The organism is Vibrio mediterranei (assembly GCF_013364395.1).
GTDB lineage: Bacteria > Pseudomonadota > Gammaproteobacteria > Enterobacterales > Vibrionaceae > Vibrio > Vibrio mediterranei.
In genome coordinates this window covers 400067-421113 of sequence record NZ_JABXGK010000001.1, presented here as the reverse complement: position 1 = coordinate 421113, position 21047 = coordinate 400067, and the positions used below count along the sequence as shown (strand labels likewise).

20 protein-coding genes are annotated in these 21047 nt (G+C 44.2%); 12 read left to right on the top strand and 8 right to left on the bottom strand.

From position 1 onward, the window contains the following. Positions 1–16 precede the first annotated feature (16 nt). The 10 genes from HOP38_RS02110 (at position 17) to HOP38_RS02065 (ending at position 9536) form a co-directional block, all read left to right on the top strand. Positions 17–202: a DUF3545 family protein gene (locus HOP38_RS02110; protein ID WP_006075440.1), complete on the top strand. Its 186-nt coding sequence runs from the start codon at positions 17–19 to the stop codon at positions 200–202. A 182-nt stretch (positions 203–384) separates the two neighbouring features. Beyond that, positions 385–1272, top strand: a complete 888-nt coding sequence (locus HOP38_RS02105) for a helix-turn-helix domain-containing protein (RefSeq protein ID WP_062456790.1) — start codon at positions 385–387, stop codon at positions 1270–1272. Between the two features lie 133 nt (positions 1273–1405). After that, positions 1406–3550 carry a TonB-dependent siderophore receptor gene (locus HOP38_RS02100; RefSeq protein WP_198557327.1) on the top strand — a complete coding sequence of 715 codons (2145 nt, stop codon included), beginning with the start codon at positions 1406–1408 and terminating at the stop codon, positions 3548–3550. Between the two features lie 6 nt (positions 3551–3556). Next, on the top strand, positions 3557–4297 hold the full coding sequence (locus HOP38_RS02095) for a siderophore ferric iron reductase (RefSeq protein WP_198557326.1): 741 nt from the start codon (positions 3557–3559) through the stop codon (positions 4295–4297). Between the two features lie 319 nt (positions 4298–4616). Beyond that, positions 4617–5399, top strand: coding sequence for a DUF3450 domain-containing protein (locus HOP38_RS02090; protein WP_088876712.1), 783 nt, complete (start codon positions 4617–4619; stop codon positions 5397–5399). Next, on the top strand, positions 5399–6757 hold the full coding sequence (locus HOP38_RS02085) for a MotA/TolQ/ExbB proton channel family protein (RefSeq protein ID WP_423250077.1): 1359 nt from the start codon (positions 5399–5401) through the stop codon (positions 6755–6757). Before HOP38_RS02090 ends, HOP38_RS02085 begins: the two co-directional genes overlap by 1 nt. Further along, a complete protein-coding gene (locus HOP38_RS02080; RefSeq protein WP_062456778.1) occupies positions 6747–7325 on the top strand; it encodes a MotA/TolQ/ExbB proton channel family protein in 579 nt (192 codons plus the stop codon). Before HOP38_RS02085 ends, HOP38_RS02080 begins: the two co-directional genes overlap by 11 nt. After that, positions 7322–7726, top strand: coding sequence for an ExbD/TolR family protein (locus HOP38_RS02075; protein ID WP_006075432.1), 405 nt, complete (start codon positions 7322–7324; stop codon positions 7724–7726). The genes HOP38_RS02080 and HOP38_RS02075 overlap by 4 nt, the downstream gene beginning before the upstream one ends. Further along, on the top strand, positions 7726–8352 hold the full coding sequence (locus HOP38_RS02070; protein WP_198557325.1) for an energy transducer TonB: 627 nt from the start codon (positions 7726–7728) through the stop codon (positions 8350–8352). Before HOP38_RS02075 ends, HOP38_RS02070 begins: the two co-directional genes overlap by 1 nt. Then, a complete protein-coding gene (locus HOP38_RS02065) occupies positions 8349–9536 on the top strand; it encodes a tetratricopeptide repeat protein (RefSeq protein ID WP_198557324.1) in 1188 nt (395 codons plus the stop codon). Before HOP38_RS02070 ends, HOP38_RS02065 begins: the two co-directional genes overlap by 4 nt. A gap of 61 nt (positions 9537–9597) precedes the next feature. Here HOP38_RS02065 and HOP38_RS02060 read toward each other — a convergent pair whose 3' ends face one another. From HOP38_RS02060 to nfo, 3 genes are all read right to left on the bottom strand, one after another. Next, a complete protein-coding gene (locus tag HOP38_RS02060; RefSeq protein WP_006075429.1) occupies positions 9598–10149 on the bottom strand; it encodes a hemerythrin domain-containing protein in 552 nt (183 codons plus the stop codon). 100 nt (positions 10150–10249) lie between these two features. Further along, positions 10250–10924, bottom strand: coding sequence for a uracil-DNA glycosylase (ung, locus tag HOP38_RS02055; RefSeq protein WP_096441801.1), 675 nt, complete (start codon positions 10922–10924; stop codon positions 10250–10252). Between the two features lie 347 nt (positions 10925–11271). Next, positions 11272–12123 (bottom strand): deoxyribonuclease IV, encoded by an 852-nt coding sequence (gene nfo, locus HOP38_RS02050; protein WP_198557323.1) that lies wholly within the window; start codon positions 12121–12123, stop codon positions 11272–11274. Positions 12124–12495: 372 nt separating this feature from the next. Here nfo and grcA point away from each other — a divergent pair, with 372 nt between their 5' ends. Beyond that, complete coding sequence (gene grcA, locus HOP38_RS02045; protein WP_031494358.1) at positions 12496–12873, top strand: autonomous glycyl radical cofactor GrcA; 378 nt, start codon at positions 12496–12498, stop codon at positions 12871–12873. Positions 12874–13125: 252 nt separating this feature from the next. Here grcA and tyrS read toward each other — a convergent pair whose 3' ends face one another. After that, complete coding sequence (tyrS, locus tag HOP38_RS02040) at positions 13126–14313, bottom strand: tyrosine--tRNA ligase (RefSeq protein WP_062456773.1); 1188 nt, start codon at positions 14311–14313, stop codon at positions 13126–13128. Between the two features lie 129 nt (positions 14314–14442). Here tyrS and HOP38_RS02035 point away from each other — a divergent pair, with 129 nt between their 5' ends. Beyond that, the gene (locus tag HOP38_RS02035; protein WP_198557322.1) at positions 14443–15732 is read left to right on the top strand and encodes a peptidoglycan DD-endopeptidase ShyC; all 1290 of its coding nucleotides are present in this window, start codon (positions 14443–14445) and stop codon (positions 15730–15732) included. Between the two features lie 85 nt (positions 15733–15817). On the opposite strand, the gene HOP38_RS02030 is transcribed toward HOP38_RS02035, so the two are convergent. The 4 genes from HOP38_RS02030 to HOP38_RS02015 all read right to left on the bottom strand — a co-directional run bounded on the left by HOP38_RS02030 (position 15818) and on the right by HOP38_RS02015 (position 20904). Further along, positions 15818–17629, bottom strand: a complete 1812-nt coding sequence (locus HOP38_RS02030) for an AMP-dependent synthetase/ligase (RefSeq protein ID WP_198557321.1) — start codon at positions 17627–17629, stop codon at positions 15818–15820. Positions 17630–17833: 204 nt separating this feature from the next. After that, positions 17834–18793: a transcriptional regulator LeuO gene (leuO, locus tag HOP38_RS02025; RefSeq protein ID WP_006074856.1), complete on the bottom strand. Its 960-nt coding sequence runs from the start codon at positions 18791–18793 to the stop codon at positions 17834–17836. Positions 18794–19314: 521 nt separating this feature from the next. Beyond that, positions 19315–20358, bottom strand: a complete 1044-nt coding sequence (locus tag HOP38_RS02020; RefSeq protein ID WP_107306315.1) for an MJ1255/VC2487 family glycosyltransferase — start codon at positions 20356–20358, stop codon at positions 19315–19317. 12 nt (positions 20359–20370) lie between these two features. Next, a complete protein-coding gene (locus tag HOP38_RS02015; RefSeq protein WP_038229191.1) occupies positions 20371–20904 on the bottom strand; it encodes a phosphatase PAP2 family protein in 534 nt (177 codons plus the stop codon). Positions 20905–21047: the final 143 nt, after the last annotated feature.

The following is a 21047-nucleotide window of genomic DNA, read 5'->3' as shown; positions in this document are numbered from 1 at the left end:
ATAGTAGAGGTAGCTTATGGAAGGCTTTGAACTGGATGACATTGCGGAACTAGGTGCTCCACGTGCTCGCGCAGGACGCTCTAAACCGGTAAAAAGGAAATGGCGAGAAATTGAAGCCATTAAAGACAGGCAGCGCTTACAAAAAGAACTGAACGATATGGATATCGGACTCGACTTCTCACTTGATGACGTTGATCTCTAAACCACCACTGATTCAATCTCAATAAGAATTTTCGCTTATGAAGAGCCTGAAACTTCATGAGTGATAACATACAAAACCCTCTTTATAGAGGGTTTTGTTTTTTCTCGAACAGTACGTTGTATTCGACCTCCGGTGACAAAAGTGTCAAGATAGTGCGATGTTTAACCACATTGACTTCGGTTATGGTCTCAAAGCGAAAACCTATTCATCTAAATCGCGTCGAAAAGATCGTTGATTATATTCATCAGAATTTAGATAAACCGCTTACGGTCACTGAACTTGCCGATATAAGCTGCTGGTCTCGCTGGCAGTTACAACGTGTGTTTCAAGAGCAAACCAATCACAACCTTGCCCAGTACGTGCGAGAACAAAAGCTCAGCCGCGCAGCAGAGCAACTTTTAAAGAGTGACCAAAAGGTCACCGACATTGCGCTCGATTTTGGTTTTAATTCTGAAGTGAGCTTTAGCCGTGCCTTCAAGCAGCTTTTTGCCATCTCTCCAAGACAATATCGCCTAGTAGGCAAACTTAATGGTATCAGGCTACCTCTAGTCATGAGTCCAGAATTGCCTCTTGATCAAGCCGCAACGCAAGTCGTTCGAATAGAAAGCAAACCAGAAACTCAGTTTTGGGGAGTATATGGACCCATCGACTCCATCTATGCAGCGAACCCACAATTTAGTCAGCAAGTTCACGATATTTGGGGCACCTTTACTCAAATCGCGCTGCAACATTCGATAGCCCCAAATCACTTCTATTACGGAATTGTCGATACAGTGCGAGTATTGCCCAACTCACAGCTAGTGTATTGGGCGGCCAGTGATAACCCAGCATTTTCTCAAATTTCACAACTTGAACACATTACCATTCCTGCACAGATGTATGCCGTCATTACCCACGTAGGGCCTGCTGCTACGTTTCCAAAAACACTCGAGTGGGTACTACAAAGTTGGCTCCCAAGCTCAGGTTACATGGGTCTGGAGGGGTTTGAACTCGAGTGCTATCCAAGAGATTATCAACTGGAAAGCCAAGACGCTAAAATGGAGTTTTGGTTACCTATTCAATCGTTATAGCAGTACTTTCGACAAATCGTTTCCAAGAAAAAACTTGCACCAAATTGTTAAGTATCACAGAATCAAAATCCTTAGAATTGTAAATGAAAGTAATTATCAATAACATTTACATACTCTTTAAGAATCTTTTTCTATGATGTTAAAAACAAAACTTAGCCCAATAGCAGTGGCCGTAAGCATGCTAATCGCCGTGCCTACACTTTCAGTTGCAGAAGATAACCAGACAAGTCAAACACCTCAAACTGACGAGCAAATGACAGTACTGGGTAAGACTTATCGTAATACTGCCACTAAAACTTCATTGACGCCGGAAGAGACACCGCAAAGTATCTCGGTTATTGATCGAGAAACACTTGATCTGCGCGGCGTTAACTCCGTTGCTGAGGCTCTACGCTATACGCCAGGGGTACATACTCAGCTGCGTGGCGGCGCAGTAGGTCGTCTGGACCTATTTAACATACGCGGTTTTACCAACTACCAGAATTATTACGACGGTCTCCAACTCCAATACAATGCATGGAACCTTCAACCTCAAGTGGACGCGTTCGCTGTTGAGCAAATAGAAGTATTTAAAGGTCCAACATCCGTGCTCTATGGAGCGATGCCTCCTGGTGGTATGGTCAACTTAGTGGCCAAGAGACCAACACAAGAGCGCGCTACAGACATTAGCGTAGCGGGTGGTTCTCACGCTCACAAAGAGTTCACTATCGATTCTCGCGGCCAGATTGGTGATAGCAACTTTAATTACCGTTTCTTAGGAAAAGCTCTAAAAAGAGACGGTATGGCAGATACTTCCGAAGAAGAGCGTTACTTAATCGCACCCTCTGTCGATTGGAACGTCAGCGACAAAACACTGATTAACTTTAATGCCTACTATCAAAATGACCCTAAAGCGGGCATTTATACTTCTATGCCAGGCTACGGCACGGTGCTGCCTAATCCAAACGGTGATCTCAGCAAAAACCTCTTCACCGGCGATCAAAACTGGAACAAGTTTGAAAAAGAAGTCGGCCTCTACGGGGTTAAACTGAATCATGAATTCAGTAATGACTGGACCTTATTAGTAAATACTCGCTACATGGATGGCTCGGCTCTACAGCACAATACCTACGGTACTGGCTTAGCTGCCGACGGTCGAACCTTGAGTCGTAACGCCTATCTAACCGATGAAAAGTCCAAAGGTTGGGTGTCTGATGCACAGGTAAACGGTAATTTTAATACTGGCAACTTGATGCACAACTTGCTTATTGGTTTGGATTATCAGCAGCTAGATTCAAAAGTGGACTACTTTGACGTTGCCACATCAACCATTGATATCTATAACCCTGACAACAACCAACTAAGTGAAGAAGAGATCAAAAAGCAGATGGCCAGTGCAACGAATTACGGCAACCAAGTCGATTCGAAACAGCTGGGACTGTACTTACAAGATCAGATGCGTCTTAACCGCCTTGTTATGATCGCTGGTGTTCGATTTGACAATTACAAGAGCGATACAACAGCTAACTCAACAGGCGCGACAACTACCCTAGACCAAAATAACACCTCATATCGTGTTGGTGCTTTGTATGAGTTCGACAACGGTATATCGCCATACATCAACTACGCAGATAGCTTTGAACCTGTTGCTGGAACGGATAAAGACGGTAATGCCTTCAAACCATCCACAGGCCATCAATGGGAAACGGGTGTGAAGTACAACTCTGCCGACATGACCAAGATGCTAAATATTGCTGCGTTCCATATCACTAAGAAAGGTGCACTAGTCAAAGATCCAAATGGCTCGTTACCGCAGCATCAAATACAGGTCGGTGAAAGCGTTTCTAAAGGGGTTGAAGTTGAAAGTAAATGGTACGCGACGGATCGTTTAGATCTCGCGGCTAACTATACCTACCAAAATGTGGAAATTACGGAAGATACCGATCCGACTCAAATTGGTAAAAAACCGGTGTGGGTACCAGATCAAATGGCCAACTTATGGGCTAACTATAACTTCTACGGAACTGCGCTAGACGGTGCCATTCTTGGTGGTGGCGTGCGCTACATCGGTGAAACTCAGCTCGACGCGGCTAACTCTGGAACTATTCCGGGATACACTGTTGTCGACTTATCTTTAGGTTATGACCTAGGCACACTAGGAAGCAGTATGAAAGGGTCATCTGCATCCGTTGCGGTTACCAACTTGTTCAATAACGAAACATACACATGCTATGACTCATTAAACTGTTGGGCAAATGACGAACGTCGCATCGTTGCTAGGTTGAAATTTGGTTTTTAATGGTTAATGCAAACCTCACTCGCTAATCAACATGCGTCACGCCTTGAGGCGTTGACGCATGTCTCACAACAAGTCTCCCCTCTGTTAGTTGAACTGACAGAGGGAGCACACGTTATTGAACCCAATTCAACATCACGCCAAGAAGTACAGTCGCTTTATCAATACTGGAAGCAACACTATCCCGAAGCTGGTGCGGTCTACTGGCAAACACGTACTTGGACCATGTTAGTTTGGCAGCCAATTACCATCGCTTTAGTCACTACTTATTATGTCGAACACGTACCGCCAATCAGCACAATGAAACAAGCGGTAAATCTTGATAACGGTGTTGTTGGGCAGTTTGATTTTGCTGAACACAATTGGCAACTTGGCGACCAACATCAGCGCTTAGCCATTGCCGCCAAAGAGCTAAAATTACTTATTGCCGATCTAGCGCGACAACTCAGTGACGTATGCAGAATGAGCCCAGCCACTCAAGAGAAGCTGCTTGCTGACACTGTGATGGAAATGTTGCTTCGCGGACTCAATCATATGGTTAGCGTAAGTCTACTAACCAAAGAACAACTGCACCCTACCTTTGCTCATGAACTTCAGCATTGGCAACAGGCTCTGGAATTACCGCTTACTCGCTTTGGACGGCTAGATGTCTCCATCGACGGGGAATATTTCGTCCAACGACGCGCCTGCTGCATGCATTACCGACGTGCAGACGGTGATTATTGCCAAGGGTGTCCTCAAAACAAATAACATAACATTATTAAAGATATTGATTTATATGAGTTATTTATCCTTAACCAAAAACTGATGATATTTCGTTACAAGATATTGATTAAGAGATAACAAATGATAACTCATATCAATATCATTTAGACTGTATTTCTCCACGCAGTTGCAATACAATAACCGCGCTTCCAATGCAGACATGAAAACGGTAACACGACTCGTTTAATGCCATTCTTTCTGACTCGATTCACTGCGTTAACTCCGCAAATCAGTAGCAGACATTTGGAACCCGAATTCAACTAAATAACTGGTACTTTCTACTAGAAAGCAGAAGGCTCTTGAAATGAACAAAACGGCTCTTCGCCTGACCTTGTGTTCGCTCCCACTGCTGTCCGTAAGCAGCTTCGCGACCGCCAACGATCTTAATAGTGCTCGAAATGTCGAGGCGCAAACCATCACGCAAAGTGCACAAAGCCAAACTCGCATCAACAAAAGTAGCGATAAAGCATTTGAACTGAAGTCTGATATCGCGATGCTTGAGCAAGAAGTGGCGAACTTAGAAGTATACGAAAAGCACTTGCAAGCCGTTGTTGCTAATCAAGAAGAAGAGATGGCTAGTATTGATACTCAGTTAGAGCAAATCAGTGCAACTCGCCAAGGTGTTGTGCCATTGATGTATCAAATGCTTGCAGGGCTTGAAGCACATATTAAGCAGGACAAACCAATTCGAATTGATACACGTCTAGCGAGACTTGATGAGTTGAAGGCTTTGATGCCTCAAGCTGATGTCAGTGATGCTGAAAAGTACCGTCGTATTTTAGAAGCGTATCAGATTGAAATGGACTACGGCATTAAGCTAGGTAGTTACCGAGGCCTTATCCATGTTGGCAACGACATTGAAGCTGAGCAGCTTTATTTAGGCCGCCTTTCTCTGGTCGCTCGCAGTCTAGACAGAAACCAATATTGGTCATGGGATATCAACCAAAACCGCTGGGTTGCCGTTGATAGTGCGTTAGCCCCACAGATTGACAAAGCCTTTGCTATTGCTCACAAGCAAGCGTCTCCATCGCTTGTTGAACTTCCAGTATCATTGACCCCAGCGACTCAAACACAGGATCCTAGCTAATGCGTACGTTATCATTGCATAAATTTCCGCTTATGGTTGCGCTGCTAAGCCTTGGATTAGCACAACCTTCTTTAGCCGCAGAGAGTCTAACTTCAAAAGCCAAAACTGCTCAGCAACAAGAGAGTCAGCACAATGCAAACCGTGAAGCTGGGTTTAAGAAGCAAGAGCAGCAACTAGCGGCCCGTAAAGCTAAACTCGAGAAACGTAAAGCTCAACTGGACGCAAGCATTGAATCGCTCAGCACTGCATTTTCTGATAATGAACGCACCTTAGCAGAGCAACAAAAGAAGCTGCATTTAGAAACAGGCAGCTTAGGTGAACTGTTTGGCGTAGTCAGACAATCAGCCAAAGAGCTTCAAGTGGAACTCGATCATTCTGTCGCCAATACTGAGCAAGCTAAGCAAATCGCTGACATCAATGGTATCGTCGCAGCGAAAACATTGCCATCCATTCAGGAGCTGACGGGACTGTGGCGTGCTTATCAAGCCCAAATAGCCACCAGCGCGACCTACGTCAACGTCCAAGTTCCCTTTGTTGCGGGTAACGGTGAAATCACCCAACTCGATGCGGTTCGTTTAGGCAACTTTGCTTTACTGTCGGACCATGGTCCTATTGATTGGGATGGCAAGTTGGCCAGTGATTTCCCTCGCCTTCCTAAAAACGTTCCCACCTCAGCAGATGCTGCTGGTATTGTGACAGGCCAAACAGCCGCCCTTATCGACCCAAGCCGTGGTGATATCTACAAGCAGCTGGCGGATAACCCGACCTTAGCCGAGCGATTCGAACACGGTGGTATTGTCGGTAAGATCATTGCAGGGCTCTTTGCTCTAGGCATGATCATCGCTCTATATCGAGCAGCTGTTCTGATTACCACTGAGCAAAAGATCAACAAACAACTAAAATCACCGAGCACCCCTACTGATAACCCACTAGGTCGTGTTCTTAGCGTCTACAACAGCGAGAAACAGCTTCATGTTGAAGCACTTGAGCTACGACTGCTTGAGTCCATCATGGATGAGCAGCAGCACCTTGAACGTGGTCTGAGCATGCTTAAGCTATTGGCTGCTCTGGCACCAATGCTAGGTCTGTTAGGTACAGTTACCGGTATGATCGAAACCTTCCAAGTGATTACCCAGTTTGGTAATGCCGAGCCTCGTGTCATGGCGGGTGGTATCTCTATGGCATTGGTCACAACCGTACTCGGTCTGATTACTGCGATGCCACTACTTCTTGCTCACAACTTACTGAGTTCTAAGGCCGAAACGATTCGCAATATCCTAGAACGTCAGAGTGTTGGTCTTGTTGCAGAGCAAGCCGAAGTTCAAACCGTTGAGCATAAGGAAGCGTATGCCGCATAACCTATTCAGTTGGCTACCCGGTAGCGAGCATCTGAACCAGTTTATGACGCAAGGTGGGCCAGTATTATGGTGGCTCGCCGCGGTGGTGTTTATTTTTTGGTTAGTGGCCTTTGAGCGAGTGATCTATTTCGCCAAGGTCTTTCCTACCGAGAAAAAAAGCTGGGTTGAGAAATGGGTAGCACGCCAAGATCATTACTCTTGGTACGCTCAGTCACAGCGCAATGCCATGCTAAGTGAAGCAGAGAATAAGCTTAAGCAAAACTTAAACTTGCTGAAGTGCCTACTTAGCTTGTGTCCCATGCTAGGACTACTTGGAACTGTCACCGGTATGATCACAGTATTTGATACCCTGGCCGCTCAAGGTAGCGCGCAGCCTCGCTTAATGGCAGCTGGTATTTCAATGGCGACGATTCCGACTATGGCAGGCATGGTCGCCGCACTCTCAGGCATGCTCGCCTATTCACGTATTCAAAAATGGAGTAGCAAAAGCCTACTTCAACTTGAACAGTTACTTAGAAGTGAACGTCACTTGTCTTCCAATGCGGCTCACTCAGGAGACTCTCAATGAGATTAGGTCATCGTAGAAAACAGACCGAAGAAGCCAATATCGATATGACGTCAATGCTCGATATTGTATTTATCATGTTGATCTTCTTTATTGTCACCAGTTCATTCGTCCGTGAGTCTGGTGTTGATGTTAATCGACCACAAGCAAGCCACGCCGTTAGCCAGAAAGATGCAGGGATCTTTGTGGCCATTACTTCCGCTAACGATATCTACATTGATAAACGTCGCGTGGACGTGGAACGTGTGCAAGCAACAATTGAGAAACTGTTGTTAGAACAACCTAATGCTTCGATGGTAATTCAGGCTGACAAGCACGCTTTCAATGGCACTGTGGTAGAGGTGATGGACAGCGCTAAAGGAGCAGGTGTCACGAAAATTGCGTTGGCGACGGAGAGCCCATAATGGTTCGACTACTGGCTAGTGTCCCACTTGCAGCTGCGTTAGCTTTTGCCCTGTTCTTTTTTATGAGTTGGATGATCGATATTGGGCCTAAAGCTAAGCCTGATGATAAGCCAAGGCTGAGTTATGATTTAGTTATGGTGGAACCAGATAGTGAAACAGCAAGGCGCCAACGTGTGCTCCCTGAGCCACCCAAAATGCCTTCAACGCCTCCTTCGGCAGCGGTGGTAGAACAAAGCTCACAAGTATCAAGTGTACAAACACCAAGTACACCTCAACTACCTAACATCGCCATTTCAACTCAAGTGGCAGGCGTGGCGCTCAATGCTCCAACCGTTCCAGATATAGGTCAAAACCAGCAAGTCATGCCATTACACCGTAAGGAGCCTCGCTATCCGCGTCGTGCATTACAGCGTAATATCGAAGGTTATGTGGTGATGTCTTTTACTATCGATGAAAGTGGTCGCCCGACGGATGTTCAAGTGGTAGAAGCCAAACCAAGACGAATGTTTGAACGTGAGGCAATGGTGGCACTTAAACAATGGAAATATCAACCGATGATTGTGAATGGCAAAGCGACTCCGCGCATCGGCCAAACCGTCAAATTAGAGTTTAAGTTGAATCAATGATAAAGCGTCTATTTGTTATCTCCGCCCTAGCTCTGAGCAGCCTCTTAGTGACCACTAGCGTAGCTGCTGCCCCGCAACTTGGTATGCGAACAGCAACACAAGTTTCCAAGGCCTATGAGCTGGAGCAAGAGGATAAACTGAGCGAAGCCATTAATCTTTTAGAAGGACTAAAGCCGAGTGCCAATTACGACAAAGCGTATGTGGCACGCATGCTAGGCATCTATTATTGGCAAGCTGAACAAGCTGACAAAGCCGTCAAACAGCTACAAATAGCCGTGAATACGGGGGCATTCGAAGATGAACAAGGTTGGCAAACGGAACGTATGCTGGCAGAACTTTTACTCTCTGAAGATAAACCTGAACAGGCGTTAGTGCACTTCAATCAGCTGACCAAAACCGCTGAAGCAAACAACATCAGCAAAGACCAAATCACCGGAGTATGGCTCAATAAAGCGCGAACTCATTACTTATTGCAGCAATGGAAACCTTTATTGGCGGCAATTAATGAATATCACAGGCGTGACAATACCCCTAAATTACAGCCATTAAGTTTGCAATTAACGGGTGAGATGCAATTAAAACGCTTGAAGAATGCGATTTTAACGACACAAAAGTTATTGGCGTTACAGCCGGATAACCTAATGTGGTGGCAGCAGTTGAGCTCACTCTATATGCAAACTAGGCAGTACAAATTGGCACTGGCAACCTTAGTATCCGCCGAACGCGCTGGTATCGAGCTACCAGAGAATCTTCAGGTCAGTAAAGCTCAGCTTTATTCTCAGCAAGGTATTCCCGAGAAGGCTGCTGAGTCCTATGCCAATTTACAAGTTAAAGAGAGCGATATTGACACCATTATCAAGCAGGCAAGGCATTGGCAAATGGCTCGTGAGTGGTCCAACGCTCAAACGGCTTGGCTAGCTGCAGCAAGGCTTAATGGTAAGTACTATGAAGAGGTGGCAAGGTTGGAGCTTCAGCAAGGCGCATTCAATCAGGCGCTAAGTTCGCTCAATAAAGTCACTGGCATTAATCAACAAGAGAAACTGTTACTGCAAGTGAGAGCCTATGTGGGCCTGAAAGATTACGCCAAGGCGACCAAGGTAGCTCAAGCAGCGCATAGAGAAAAGCCAACCACACAAACCGCAGACTGGTTGCAGTATTTAGAACAAATGAGTCAACCTCGCTAACAATAAAAAACCCAAGCTCAGCTTGGGTTTTTTATTGTTCTTTCATTTCCAAATGTCAAAACTAAACACTTTCGACATCATTTTGCCTGACGCGAGCAGCTAGCTGTTTGTAACGGTCAGCTATCGTATCACCAAAGACCGGGTCGTCTTCAGTCACCGTCCATTGGCTTTCCACTACTTGCCAATCTTGGGTAGTAAACCGTTTTTCTATCAAAGGCAGCACAGATTGTTCTTCCAAATCAAGGTGGCGTTTTTGGTCTTGAATGAACTCCGATAAACGCCCCATGAATACTTCTTGAGGCACCACTGAGTCTTGGAGAATCATCTCGACAACATCTAGAAAAGCATGCGTCTTCTCTGATAGATCTAGATGGTCTGTCTCAAGGTTCTCTACTTGTTCTTGAGCACCGTATTTTTCGATAAAGTAGTGATAGAGAATGTCTTCTTTGGGGTGATGTATTTTTTCAGAATGATTGGCTAAGTAATCGACAATCTCTTTGACGATACTGTAGTTAATTGGCTGCTCTTTTTCTAGTAAGTGCAATTTTCGATTTAAAATCGCGAGCAATCGCACCATATAACCATGCTCCCGTCTAATCCTTTCGATCATCATGATCCTTCTCCCTAATTTTCCATACTCTTTGTAAGTGTATAAGAGAAAGTAGGATCATGTTTTGAGGATGCTCGAAAAACCACCAATTGACTAAGATTGCTTAATCTAGTCGTGGTTGCCAATCAACAGGTCGTTTGCCCATACTTTGAAGTATTTGATTTGTTTTAGAAAAGTGGCCGCTACCGAAGAAGCCTCTGTGTGCAGACAATGGGGAAGGATGAGGCGCAGTCAATACGTGATGTTTACTACGGTCTATCATCTTACCTTTCTTTTGAGCATGCGAACCCCATAGCAGGAAGACAATGCCTTCACCGTTCTGATTCAAAGCTTCTATAACTCGGTCAGTAAATGTCTCCCAACCTAATTTAGCATGAGAATGTGCCTGCCCTTGCTCCACAGTCAACACCGTGTTTAACATCAACACACCTTGCTCTGCCCAGCTCTTCAGATAACCATGCGCAGGTATCTCAAACCCCTCAATATCTTGAGCGAGCTCTTTATACATATTGACCAAAGAAGGTGGTGTCTTTACGCCTGGTAAGACGGAAAAACAAAGTCCGTGAGCCTGATTAGGTCCGTGATAGGGATCTTGCCCCAACATCACCACATTCACATCCGAGAACTCAGTAAATCGAAATGCATTAAATACATCTTGAGCAGGAGGGAAAATCGCCTTCCCTTGAGTACGCTGTGCTTCAACATACGCCATGGTTTGTTGAAAGTACTCTTGTTGCTTTTCATTACCGATTACGTCGTGCCATGTGAGTGTTGTCATTGTGGGTCCCTGAAGATGAATACTTCAGGTAGTCTATCACTCAACGAAGGGTCACCACTACTGTCAATTTGGCGTGTCGCCATGCACTTTTCCTCGCCAGAGGCAGTGCTTATTATATTATTTATCGCTCAATGATTAGGATGCTTTATTTGCGGTGTTCGGTAATGACCTTGACCATGAATATGTCGGTTTGGGGTCGGAAAGCGAGTAGAACGCGTAGCATTTGGTCTAGGAGTTACTGGACGAGTCATAATGGCACCTATCTTATCGAATCACACATTTATGCAACATGCATGTAACATAGTATGAAAGAAAGATGCCAAAATGCCATGTAGCACACGAAAAAATCAGCAATTTATTGAAAAATGTCTCAATTGTTGGATCTCATCAGGCCAAATAGTGGGCTCTATTGTTTCTAAAATCAGTGGGATAGAATCAAATCGTTGATCTTGCATGATGTACTCAAAGCACGCCCATCCAATCTCTCCTTTACCAAGCGAGTGATGCCTATCGACCTTACCTCCCAATGGGATCTTTGAATCATTAAGGTGCATGGCTCGCAAATAGTGCATGCCAACAATTCGGTCAAACTCTGCAAATGTGTGCTCGCATGCCTCTTTAGTTCGTAAGTCGTAGCCAGCTGTAAAGGTATGACAGGTATCAAGACATACGCCGACCCTCGATTTATCTTCTACCTTATCAATGATGTGAGCTAAGTGTTCGAAGCGCCAGCCAAGGTTAGTGCCCTGACCTGCGGTGTTTTCAATGACCGCGATGACATCCGGTACTTCTTGATGCGCTAAGTTAATGGACTCGGCAATACGGTCTAAACAATCACTCTCAGACAACTTTTTTAAATGACTGCCCGGATGAAAGTTAAGTAGTGTAAGCCCCAATTGTTGGCACCGCTCCATCTCATCGATAAAAGCAGCTCGAGACTTTTCAAGTTTATCCAACTCCGGCGCACCTAAGTTAATGAGATAAGAGTCATGTGGAAGAATTTGTTCCGCACGGAAGCCGTACTTTTGGCATTCCAATTTAAACCGTTGGATAACCTCTTCGGTCAACGGTTTTGCCACCCACTGTCGCTGATTCTTAGTAAAAAGAGCAAATGCGTTCGCACCGATTTCATTTGCCCTTTGTGGCACATTATCAACCCCACCAGCGGCGGAGACATGTGCACCAATAAATTTTTTCATATGATTGACTACCTGATCGAGTTCACAGTTTTTGAACTGTTATTTAGCGATCTTATACTTTCAGTTTTGGTTATGGAAGCCATTGATTTTACCTAGATAGCTAGCTTCTTACGGTGTTTTTGTTGTTTTATTACTACAAAATGGAAATTCAAATAATTTTTAATTATTAAAATATCATTTTAAAGCACCATTTTTAAAGGTTTGATTGACCTCAATCAAAAAATTAACCACAACTTCATTAATGTTTTTTGTTGTATTTTGATCCAAATCAATACTAGAATACCCATAACGGGTTATATATAAGCCAGCTCGACAAGAATTGAAAATTAACACCACAAAAATGCCACTCTGAAAGTGGATTAGGAGATAGTGATGATTCAAGGTATCCAAATTACTAAAGCAGCAAATGACGATCTACTAAACTCAATCTGGTTGATCGACGGTGACAAAAACGAAGCACGTTGCGTTGCAGCAAATGCTGGTTTTGAAGCTGACCAAGTTATCTCTGTTAGCGACTTAGGCGAATACGAAAGCCGCGAAGTAGCAATCGAAGCTGCACCTCGCATTGAAGGTGGCCAACACCTAAACGTAAACGTTCTTAAGCGTGAAACTCTAGAAGACGCTGTTGCTAACCCAGAGAACTACCCACAGCTAACTATCCGTGTTTCTGGTTACGCAGTACGTTTTAACTCGCTAACTCCAGAACAACAACGTGACGTTATCGCTCGTACATTTACTGAGTCTCTATAATTAGAGACGTGATGTAAGCAAATACAGAAAAACAGACGCGCAAGCGTCTGTTTTTTTATGTATGTAAAATGGTGTCCGACACATACAAAAAAACCTCCCGAAGGAGGTTTTCAAAGCACATCAAGCACACACTAATATTTCAATCATGCCATCCACCTTAGGCATGTCATCTATATTAGACATCTCCTCTATCTTAGAGATGTCATCCCTGCGCAGGCAGGGAGCTAACTAATGCGCTTACAATATCACCGATTATTTCAGTGTCACTCGAGCAAACTTACGTTTACCGACTTGGTAAACCGCTTGGCCCGCAGCTGGTACTAGCTTAGTATCTTCCACTTTCTCGCCATCGATCTTCACTGCGCCTTGACGAATCATGCGCATTGCATCCGATGTTGAGTTAACCAGTGCTGCTTCTTTTAAAAGGTTACCAATTGGAAGGCCTGCTTCGAATTCGAATTCTGGCATTTCATCCGGCATCGCACCTTTTTGGAAACGATTGATGAACTCTTGCTCAGCCGCATCGGCATCCGCTTCAGTATGGAAGCGTGCGATGATTTCCTTCGCAAGTAGAATCTTAATATCTCGAGGGTTTGCGCCACCCTCAACATCGGCTTTGAACTGTTCAATCTCGCCTAGAGGACGGAATGACAGCAGCTCATAGTAGCTCCACATTAGCTCATCAGAGATAGACATGATCTTACCAAACATCTCTGACGGCGCTTCGCTGACACCAATGTAGTTGTGTGCAGACTTGGACATCTTCTTCTCGCCGTCCAAACCTACTAGAAGCGGCATAGTCAGCACAACCTGTGGTTTCTGACCATGTGATTTTTGAAGCTCACGGCCCATTAATAGGTTGAACTTCTGGTCTGTACCACCAAGCTCTACATCCGTTTTCATCGCTACTGAATCGTAACCTTGTAGCAGTGGATACATAAACTCATGAATTGCGATTGGCTGGTTGTTGCCATAGCGCTTTTTAAAGTCATCACGCTCTAGCATACGAGCTACAGTTTGGTTAGCTGCAAGGCGAATCATGCCCTCAGCACCCAATTCTGATAGCCACTCAGAGTTAAATGCGATCGTCGTTTTCGCTGGATCTAGGATCTTAAACACTTGCTCTTTGTACGTTTCAGCGTTACGCAAAACGTCTTCACGAGTTAGCGGTGGACGCGTCGTGTTTTTGCCTGTTGGGTCACCAACCATACCAGTGAAGTCACCGATTAAGAAAGTCACATCATGACCTAGGTCTTGGAATGCACGTAACTTATTCAAAATTACTGTGTGGCCTAGGTGAATATCTGGTGCTGTAGGATCGGCACCCAGTTTGATGCGTAGAGGACGGTCCTCTTTTAACTTAGCAATCAGTTCTTCTTCTGGAATTAGCTCGTCAACACCACGTTTGATCTCAGCCAACGCTGCTTCAAGGTTCGCCATTCTTGTTCACTCCCACAGATTTGGCAAAAATATAATAGTTGGACATCTTACTTGAATAGCGATGTTTTTTGAAACCAGTTAGACTAATTGGTTTAGGAAATTTCAAAAATAATGTTGAATTGAACTCTCATGGTATCTGTTTTTAAGCGCCTGCCTTGGCTTCACCGTGCGCTCATCGCCTTTTTTACGGCACTAATCGTTATTGCCTTGTTCCTGCCAGACGTAACTGAGCTCGATGATGGGAATGACCGACTTGAAGTCGGCAAGCATTACGCCCTAACGATTGACAATAGCGCCTTTCCTATTGGTGATGCCATTCCACCAACCGTTGTACTCAATTGGGAAGAGCATACTGTTCGCTCTGGAGAAAGCGCTGCCATTCTCTTTCAACGTTTAGGACTGTCACCACGCTTGCTGCATGAGTTAATTTATACCAATAACGATATTAAACACCAGCTCTCGAAATTGAGACCGGGAGATAAGCTAACATTCGGATTCGACAAGAATAGCGACTTTATCCAGCTAAAACGTAGGATTAACGACTATGAAACGTTCAAGATCACTCGTACTGATGTCGGATTTACCTCGACTTGGGATAAAAAAGAGGTCGACTATCAATACAATTACGCACAAGCACAAATTTCATCTAACTTTTGGAACGCTGGGATTTCAGCTGGATTAACTGCTAATCAAATTATGGAGTTGGCCGGTATTTTTGGTTGGGATATCGACTTCGCGTTAGATATTCGCTCCGGTGACAGTTTTCAATTGCTATACCAAGAAAAAGTCGTGGAAGGAGAAGTGATCGGCCGTGGCAAAATTATCGCTGCGATTTTTAAAAACCAAGGCGATACCTTCAAGGCGATATTAGACGATAAGACGGGTAACTATTACGACGAAAATGGTCGCGCAATGAAGAAAGCGTTCTTGCGTTCCCCGCTCGATTTTCGCCGTGTAACATCAAACTTTAACCCAACTCGTCGCCACCCAGTGACCGGAAAAGTTCGCGCCCACCGAGGCACCGATTATGCCGCGCCAGTCGGTACACCAATTTGGGCTGCTGGTGACGGTATTGTCCAGAAATCCAGTTATAACCAGTTCAATGGTAATTATGTATTCATCAAACACAGCAATACGTATATCACCAAGTACTTGCACTTGACGAAGCGAACCGTAAAAACCGGACAACGAGTAAAACAAGGTCAAACTATTGGTACACTTGGCGGGACAGGTCGTGTAACCGGACCTCATCTTCACTATGAATTCTTAGTAAATGGCGTCCATAAGAACCCGAGAACGGTAAAACTGCCGCAATCTAAATCGTTAACAGGTAAAGCTAAGCAGACCTTCCTAGCCAATGCTGAGAACCGACTCAACACCTTAGATAGATACAGTGAATTGTTATACGCCAACAACTAAGTTCAAGAGCCGGAACACCAAAATAGAAAAACCCTAGCTATTCGCTAGGGTTTTTCTTTAACTACTGCAGCTTAATCGCTAGAGCTTAGTGTGGCTTATTTGGTGTATCGCGATACATCTCTTCAATTTCATCTTGGTAGCGATCGTTGATCACTTTACGGCGAAGCTTTTGCGTTGGCGTCAGCTCACCTTTATCCATAGAGAAACCCGTCGGCAGCAACTTGAACTTTTTCACCTGCTCAAACTTTGCCAGCTCTTTTTGCAGTTCAGTTATACGCTTCTCAAACATCTCAACCACTTCATTGTGCTTAATCAGCTCAAGACGATCATGATATTTAATATTAAGCTCTTTAGCGTACTCTTCTAACGTATCAAAACATGGCACGATCAGCGCCGACACGAATTTACGGGTATCGGCAATAACAGCAATTTGCTCGATGTAATGGTCTTTACCAATCGCACCTTCAATCGCTTGTGGGGCAATATACTTACCATTTGAGGTTTTCATTAGCTCTTTAATACGGTCAGTGATAAACAGATTACCTCGCTCATCAAATTGACCCGCATCACCAGTTTTTAGGAAACCATCGGCATCAAACGTCTGCGCTGTTTCTTCCGGCAATTTATAGTAGCCACGCATAACCATTGGTCCGCGAACTAATATTTCATTGTTCTCGCCAATTTTCACTTCCGCACCAGGCATCGGCATACCGATAGAGTCTGGGTTATAACAAGTATCGTCCCAGCACGAGACGGTTGCCGTTGTTTCGGTCATACCGTAGCCAAGCTTGACATTGATACCAATGGCTTGAAAAAAGCGACCAATGGTTTCATCAAGTTTAGCGCCGCCACAAGGCATAAAGTTAATACGTCCACCTAGTAGCTCACGTAACTTACTCAACACCAACTTGTCTGCCAATGCATGACTCTTCTTAAGAATCAATGAAGGCTCAACGTTGTCCTGACGGCATTGTGCCATTTTCGCCCCCATGTTGACCGCCCAGGTAAACATAATCTTGCGATGAACGGGCGCTTTAGAAACACGTTCATGAATAGCTGAGAAGATTTTTTCGTAGAAACGAGGCACCGCACTCATTACTGTAGGACGAATCTCACTCAATGCATCACGAACCTGCATTGTATCTTGTAGATAGCAGTTGGTGCCGCCTTGATACAATACATAGAACGTCCAAGCACGCTCGAACACGTGTGATAGCGGTAAGAAGCACAATGATACGTCTCGATCAGTAAGACTTAACCTTGCATCATGACCTTTCAACTGTGCTGCGATGTTAGCGTAATCTAGCATTACACCTTTAGGTTGACCTGTGGTACCAGACGTATAAATCAGCGTTAGCAGATCATCGTAATTGGCCTGTTCTAGTCGCTCTGATAGCGTGGACTGTTGTTCAATGCTGGCATCAGACATAAAGCTTTGCCAGCTCACACTGAAATCATTTTCAGCCAGAGCGATGTCATCACTCATCGCAACGATAAGCTCTAACTGACTGCACTCTTCATAAATAGATAAAGCCGCATCATACTGCGCTTGCTCTCCAACGAATAAGATACGAACGTCAGCGTTCTGAACGATATAGCTGGTTTGAGCTGGGGTATTTGTAGGGTATAGCGGTACGGTTACCGCGCGAATTTGCAATGCTGCTAAGTCAGCAATTGTCCACTTCGGCATGTTATTGGAAATGATACCGATTTTGTCTTGAGGTTGGATTCCTTTTCCAAGTAGAGCCAGAGATAACGCATCAACGTTTACCCCAAACTCCTTCCAGCTAATCCCTTGCCACACATTGTTGATTTTATGTCGTAAGGCGATCTTGTCGCCACCTTGTGCGATTCGGTCACGAATCTTCTTTACAATATGGAAATCTAAATTAGCCATGTTCTATCTTTACCTTTTAGCTTACACATGTAAGCTTTTTGAGCGCACAAGTGTACCTATGCTCGTAAAAAAGGCAACCGACCTATATCAAAGTTATCAATAATAGTTATCGGTTTAATCATTCAATGATAATAACTTTCTGTAAAAACTAAAAAAGCCCTGTACAGATACTGTTCAGGGCTTGCTCTAGAAAGTTGTAATAGACTATGACAACGCGACAACTTCGCCGCAGATAACCATCAACTGATCACGCAACCAGATGTGACCTTTATCTTTCTCACTCGACTCGTGCCAACTCAAGTAGCCGCTGATTTTGGTGTTTTCTAATGGCAGTGAAAGTACTTGTAGCTGCTCTTTATTAACCGCATTTTCTACCAACCAACGTGGTGCAATAGTCACAAGCTCAGATTGACCAACCACATAAAGCACGTTGCTTAGACTGGTTCCTTCATAAGATGCTTGGCACTCCAGTTCACGATATGCTTGCTCAGAGAAGCTGCGAACACCGTGTACTTTAGATAACTTAGCGTGCTTTTCATGTGCTAACTGAGCAGTGCTCACTACACCATGAATTCGTGGGTGATTCTTGGCAGCAACTACAACCAGTTCATCTTGGAAGATCTCTGTGCTTGAGAAGCCTTGCGCATCATAACGAGCGTAATCAATGACAAAATCAATTTCTTGATAACGCATGCGATCTGCCAGTTGACGGTCAGCTTCAGCGTCCAAGTGCAATTGAACGTGAGGCGCTTGCTCGGAAATAGTGTGCATGATTTTTGGAGCAAAACGCATATCACATGGAGAACAAATTGCCATTTTGAACAGGCGAGTTGATGTTTCTGGTGTAAAAATAGAACTCGGTAGTTCATTGCGAATCAACTGCAATGCTTGGCGCACAGGACCAAACAGCTGACGAGCACGTTGTGTTGGTTGAATACCACGGCCCTGACGCATAAATAGCTCATCGTTGAACATCACTTTAAGGCGCGCAACGGCATTACTAACTGCTGGTTGCGACATACCCAAATTGTGTGCCGCGCGAGTGATATTCTGCTCTTGCATCACTGCGTCGAAAACAGTCAATAGGTTTAGATCTACGCCGCGTAATGTGCTTTCCATGCGGTAGCTAGCGATAGCGCTCATAGCATCTTTTTTGTCTAACATTTAGTAAACCTCGTGTAATTTCAATCTCGAATATGTGAGTAAGGATTAATGATTAGCAACAGGAGTTATTTACTCGCTATCACTACGTACCTTACAACGTTCTATTAATCCTCTGCATAGTTCGAGGACAAAACAAACTATCTACTAATAACAAACCCAACACCAACAAGTTTGACAAAGAATCACCAAATTTTATCGATATAAATACATTATCCATTAACAACAATAAGTTACATTATATATAAAAAAGATAAATTACATTTTTAATAACTTTTGTCCGTTACAAATTCTAAAACCATAACTAGTAAGTATATCTTTCGAAATTTCCAACGCATTAGCTATATCTAACTACCATATAGAACCACTTTCAAAGTATTCGCATAATAGATACATCACATCTATCATTAAAAATGAATTGATACTTATGGCAAATACAACAACGACGTATTACAGGGCTTTAATCGCAAAAAAGCCGCTCAATGCGGCTTTTCGTTAAAGTGATAAAGGTGGCTAAACGATCGTTAAATGGAAGCGTAGCTCGGAAAATCAACTTTCTCCCATAAACGATGACGTAGTTGCTGGCTACAATCCCAGTTTCCAGCTATTAGCCACTCCGCAATCTCGTTAGCAACATCTGGATAGGTTACTCGTTCAGCTTGCTTTTCATCTAACCAAGCACGAATGACTGATGCATCAAGGAAGTCCATGGACTGAGCAAGCCCTAAGCTCTCTAGCGTTGCGGCATTACTTTGTTGTTCAAACTGACCATCAAGTGGTTTTACCAATAGCTTCTTACCTAAGCTCAGTGCTTCAGACGGCAACTCAAACCCACCATTGGCGATTACCCCTTGGCAACGGTGCAGATCGCGCTGAAACTGCTCATGACTCAGCGGCTTCATCAGAATGTTTTCGACTTGTTGCTGCTCAATAATCTCAGGGTGATAACAGATAAAGCGTTGATTTACGAAGCGCAATAGCACATCGATAATAGTTTGTGTGTTTTCAAAAGGCAGGTAAATTAATACGAAGTCTTCCGAGGTCACATCATGTCCGTTGGTATGAACAATAGGCGGTAAGATAGGTTGGCCAAAATGATACCAATGCAGACCTAGTTGATACTGAGAAGGTGCAAAATGTTGGATAACTGAGTCATCAATCCAGTTCGCCCCCTTTTGTGGTACATCAAATAGAAACGCATTTTGATGGCTGATGCTGACGGTTGGTACGTTTTGAGAGCGCGCTGCCCAAGCCGTGATTGGCTCAAAGTCGTTGATGACTAAGTCATAGTCCGAGACATCCATTTGTCTCACTTCACTAAAAAAGCTGGTTAAACTATTTTCCATTACTGTTTTCAAGTAATTAACCTTGCCATCCTCGGTCACAAAACTAAATCCCCGTCGGGTTTGGTAATCACCAAATTGCTCCATGGAAAAATACTTGTCTTTGTCGCGTCCGGAAAATAGGAAATCTACCTCAACATCATGAGACTTCAGTGCCTGAGACATCGCTCTCGCTCTGGCAATATGTCCATTTCCAGTCCCCTGAACACCGTAAAGAATCTTCATCAATATCACCTTTTAAACTAACTCAAGCACGTAACTGATCGATACATGTGCAGCGGATACACCTAAGACAGCACCAATAACCACATCAGTAAGAAAGTGAACCCCGAGCAGAATTCGTGACGCACCAATCAGCAACGCCCATATCAAAGCAGCGTCATACCAAGCTGGATAGAAGTGCCCGATTATTGTTGCCATTAGAAATGCCGCTGCGGTATGCCCTGAAGGCAGACTGTAACGATCAGAAGGTGTAATGAAGGCCTGAAGAAGATGAGAGAACTCTTCAGGACGGCGGCGTTTAAAACTGTTCTTCGTTAACCAATAAATAGGTAGCTCAATGGCGAAAGCCAGCAACGCAGCAGCAAAGAACAAACGCCCTGCCACATCGTCCATAAACCAAATCATCAATCCTAATATTAGGTAAAGATGACCATCTCCAGTTCTGGACACCCAACGGCTGATCTTAGCGACCGGAGCATTAAAGCGATGCTGCAAGCAAAACAATGAAAAGGCTAAATCCATTCGCGCAATTGGCTCAATGGTTCTCATAACTCACTCCTTGTGATAACGAGTAACTCATGATCAAAAAGTAGTCAGCAACAATGACAATTAGGTGACGATTTATTGGAGAAATGATGAAAGTTAGTGGCTGAGGAACTCAGCTCACTAACTTGTAGAATGGAAGTAAGGAA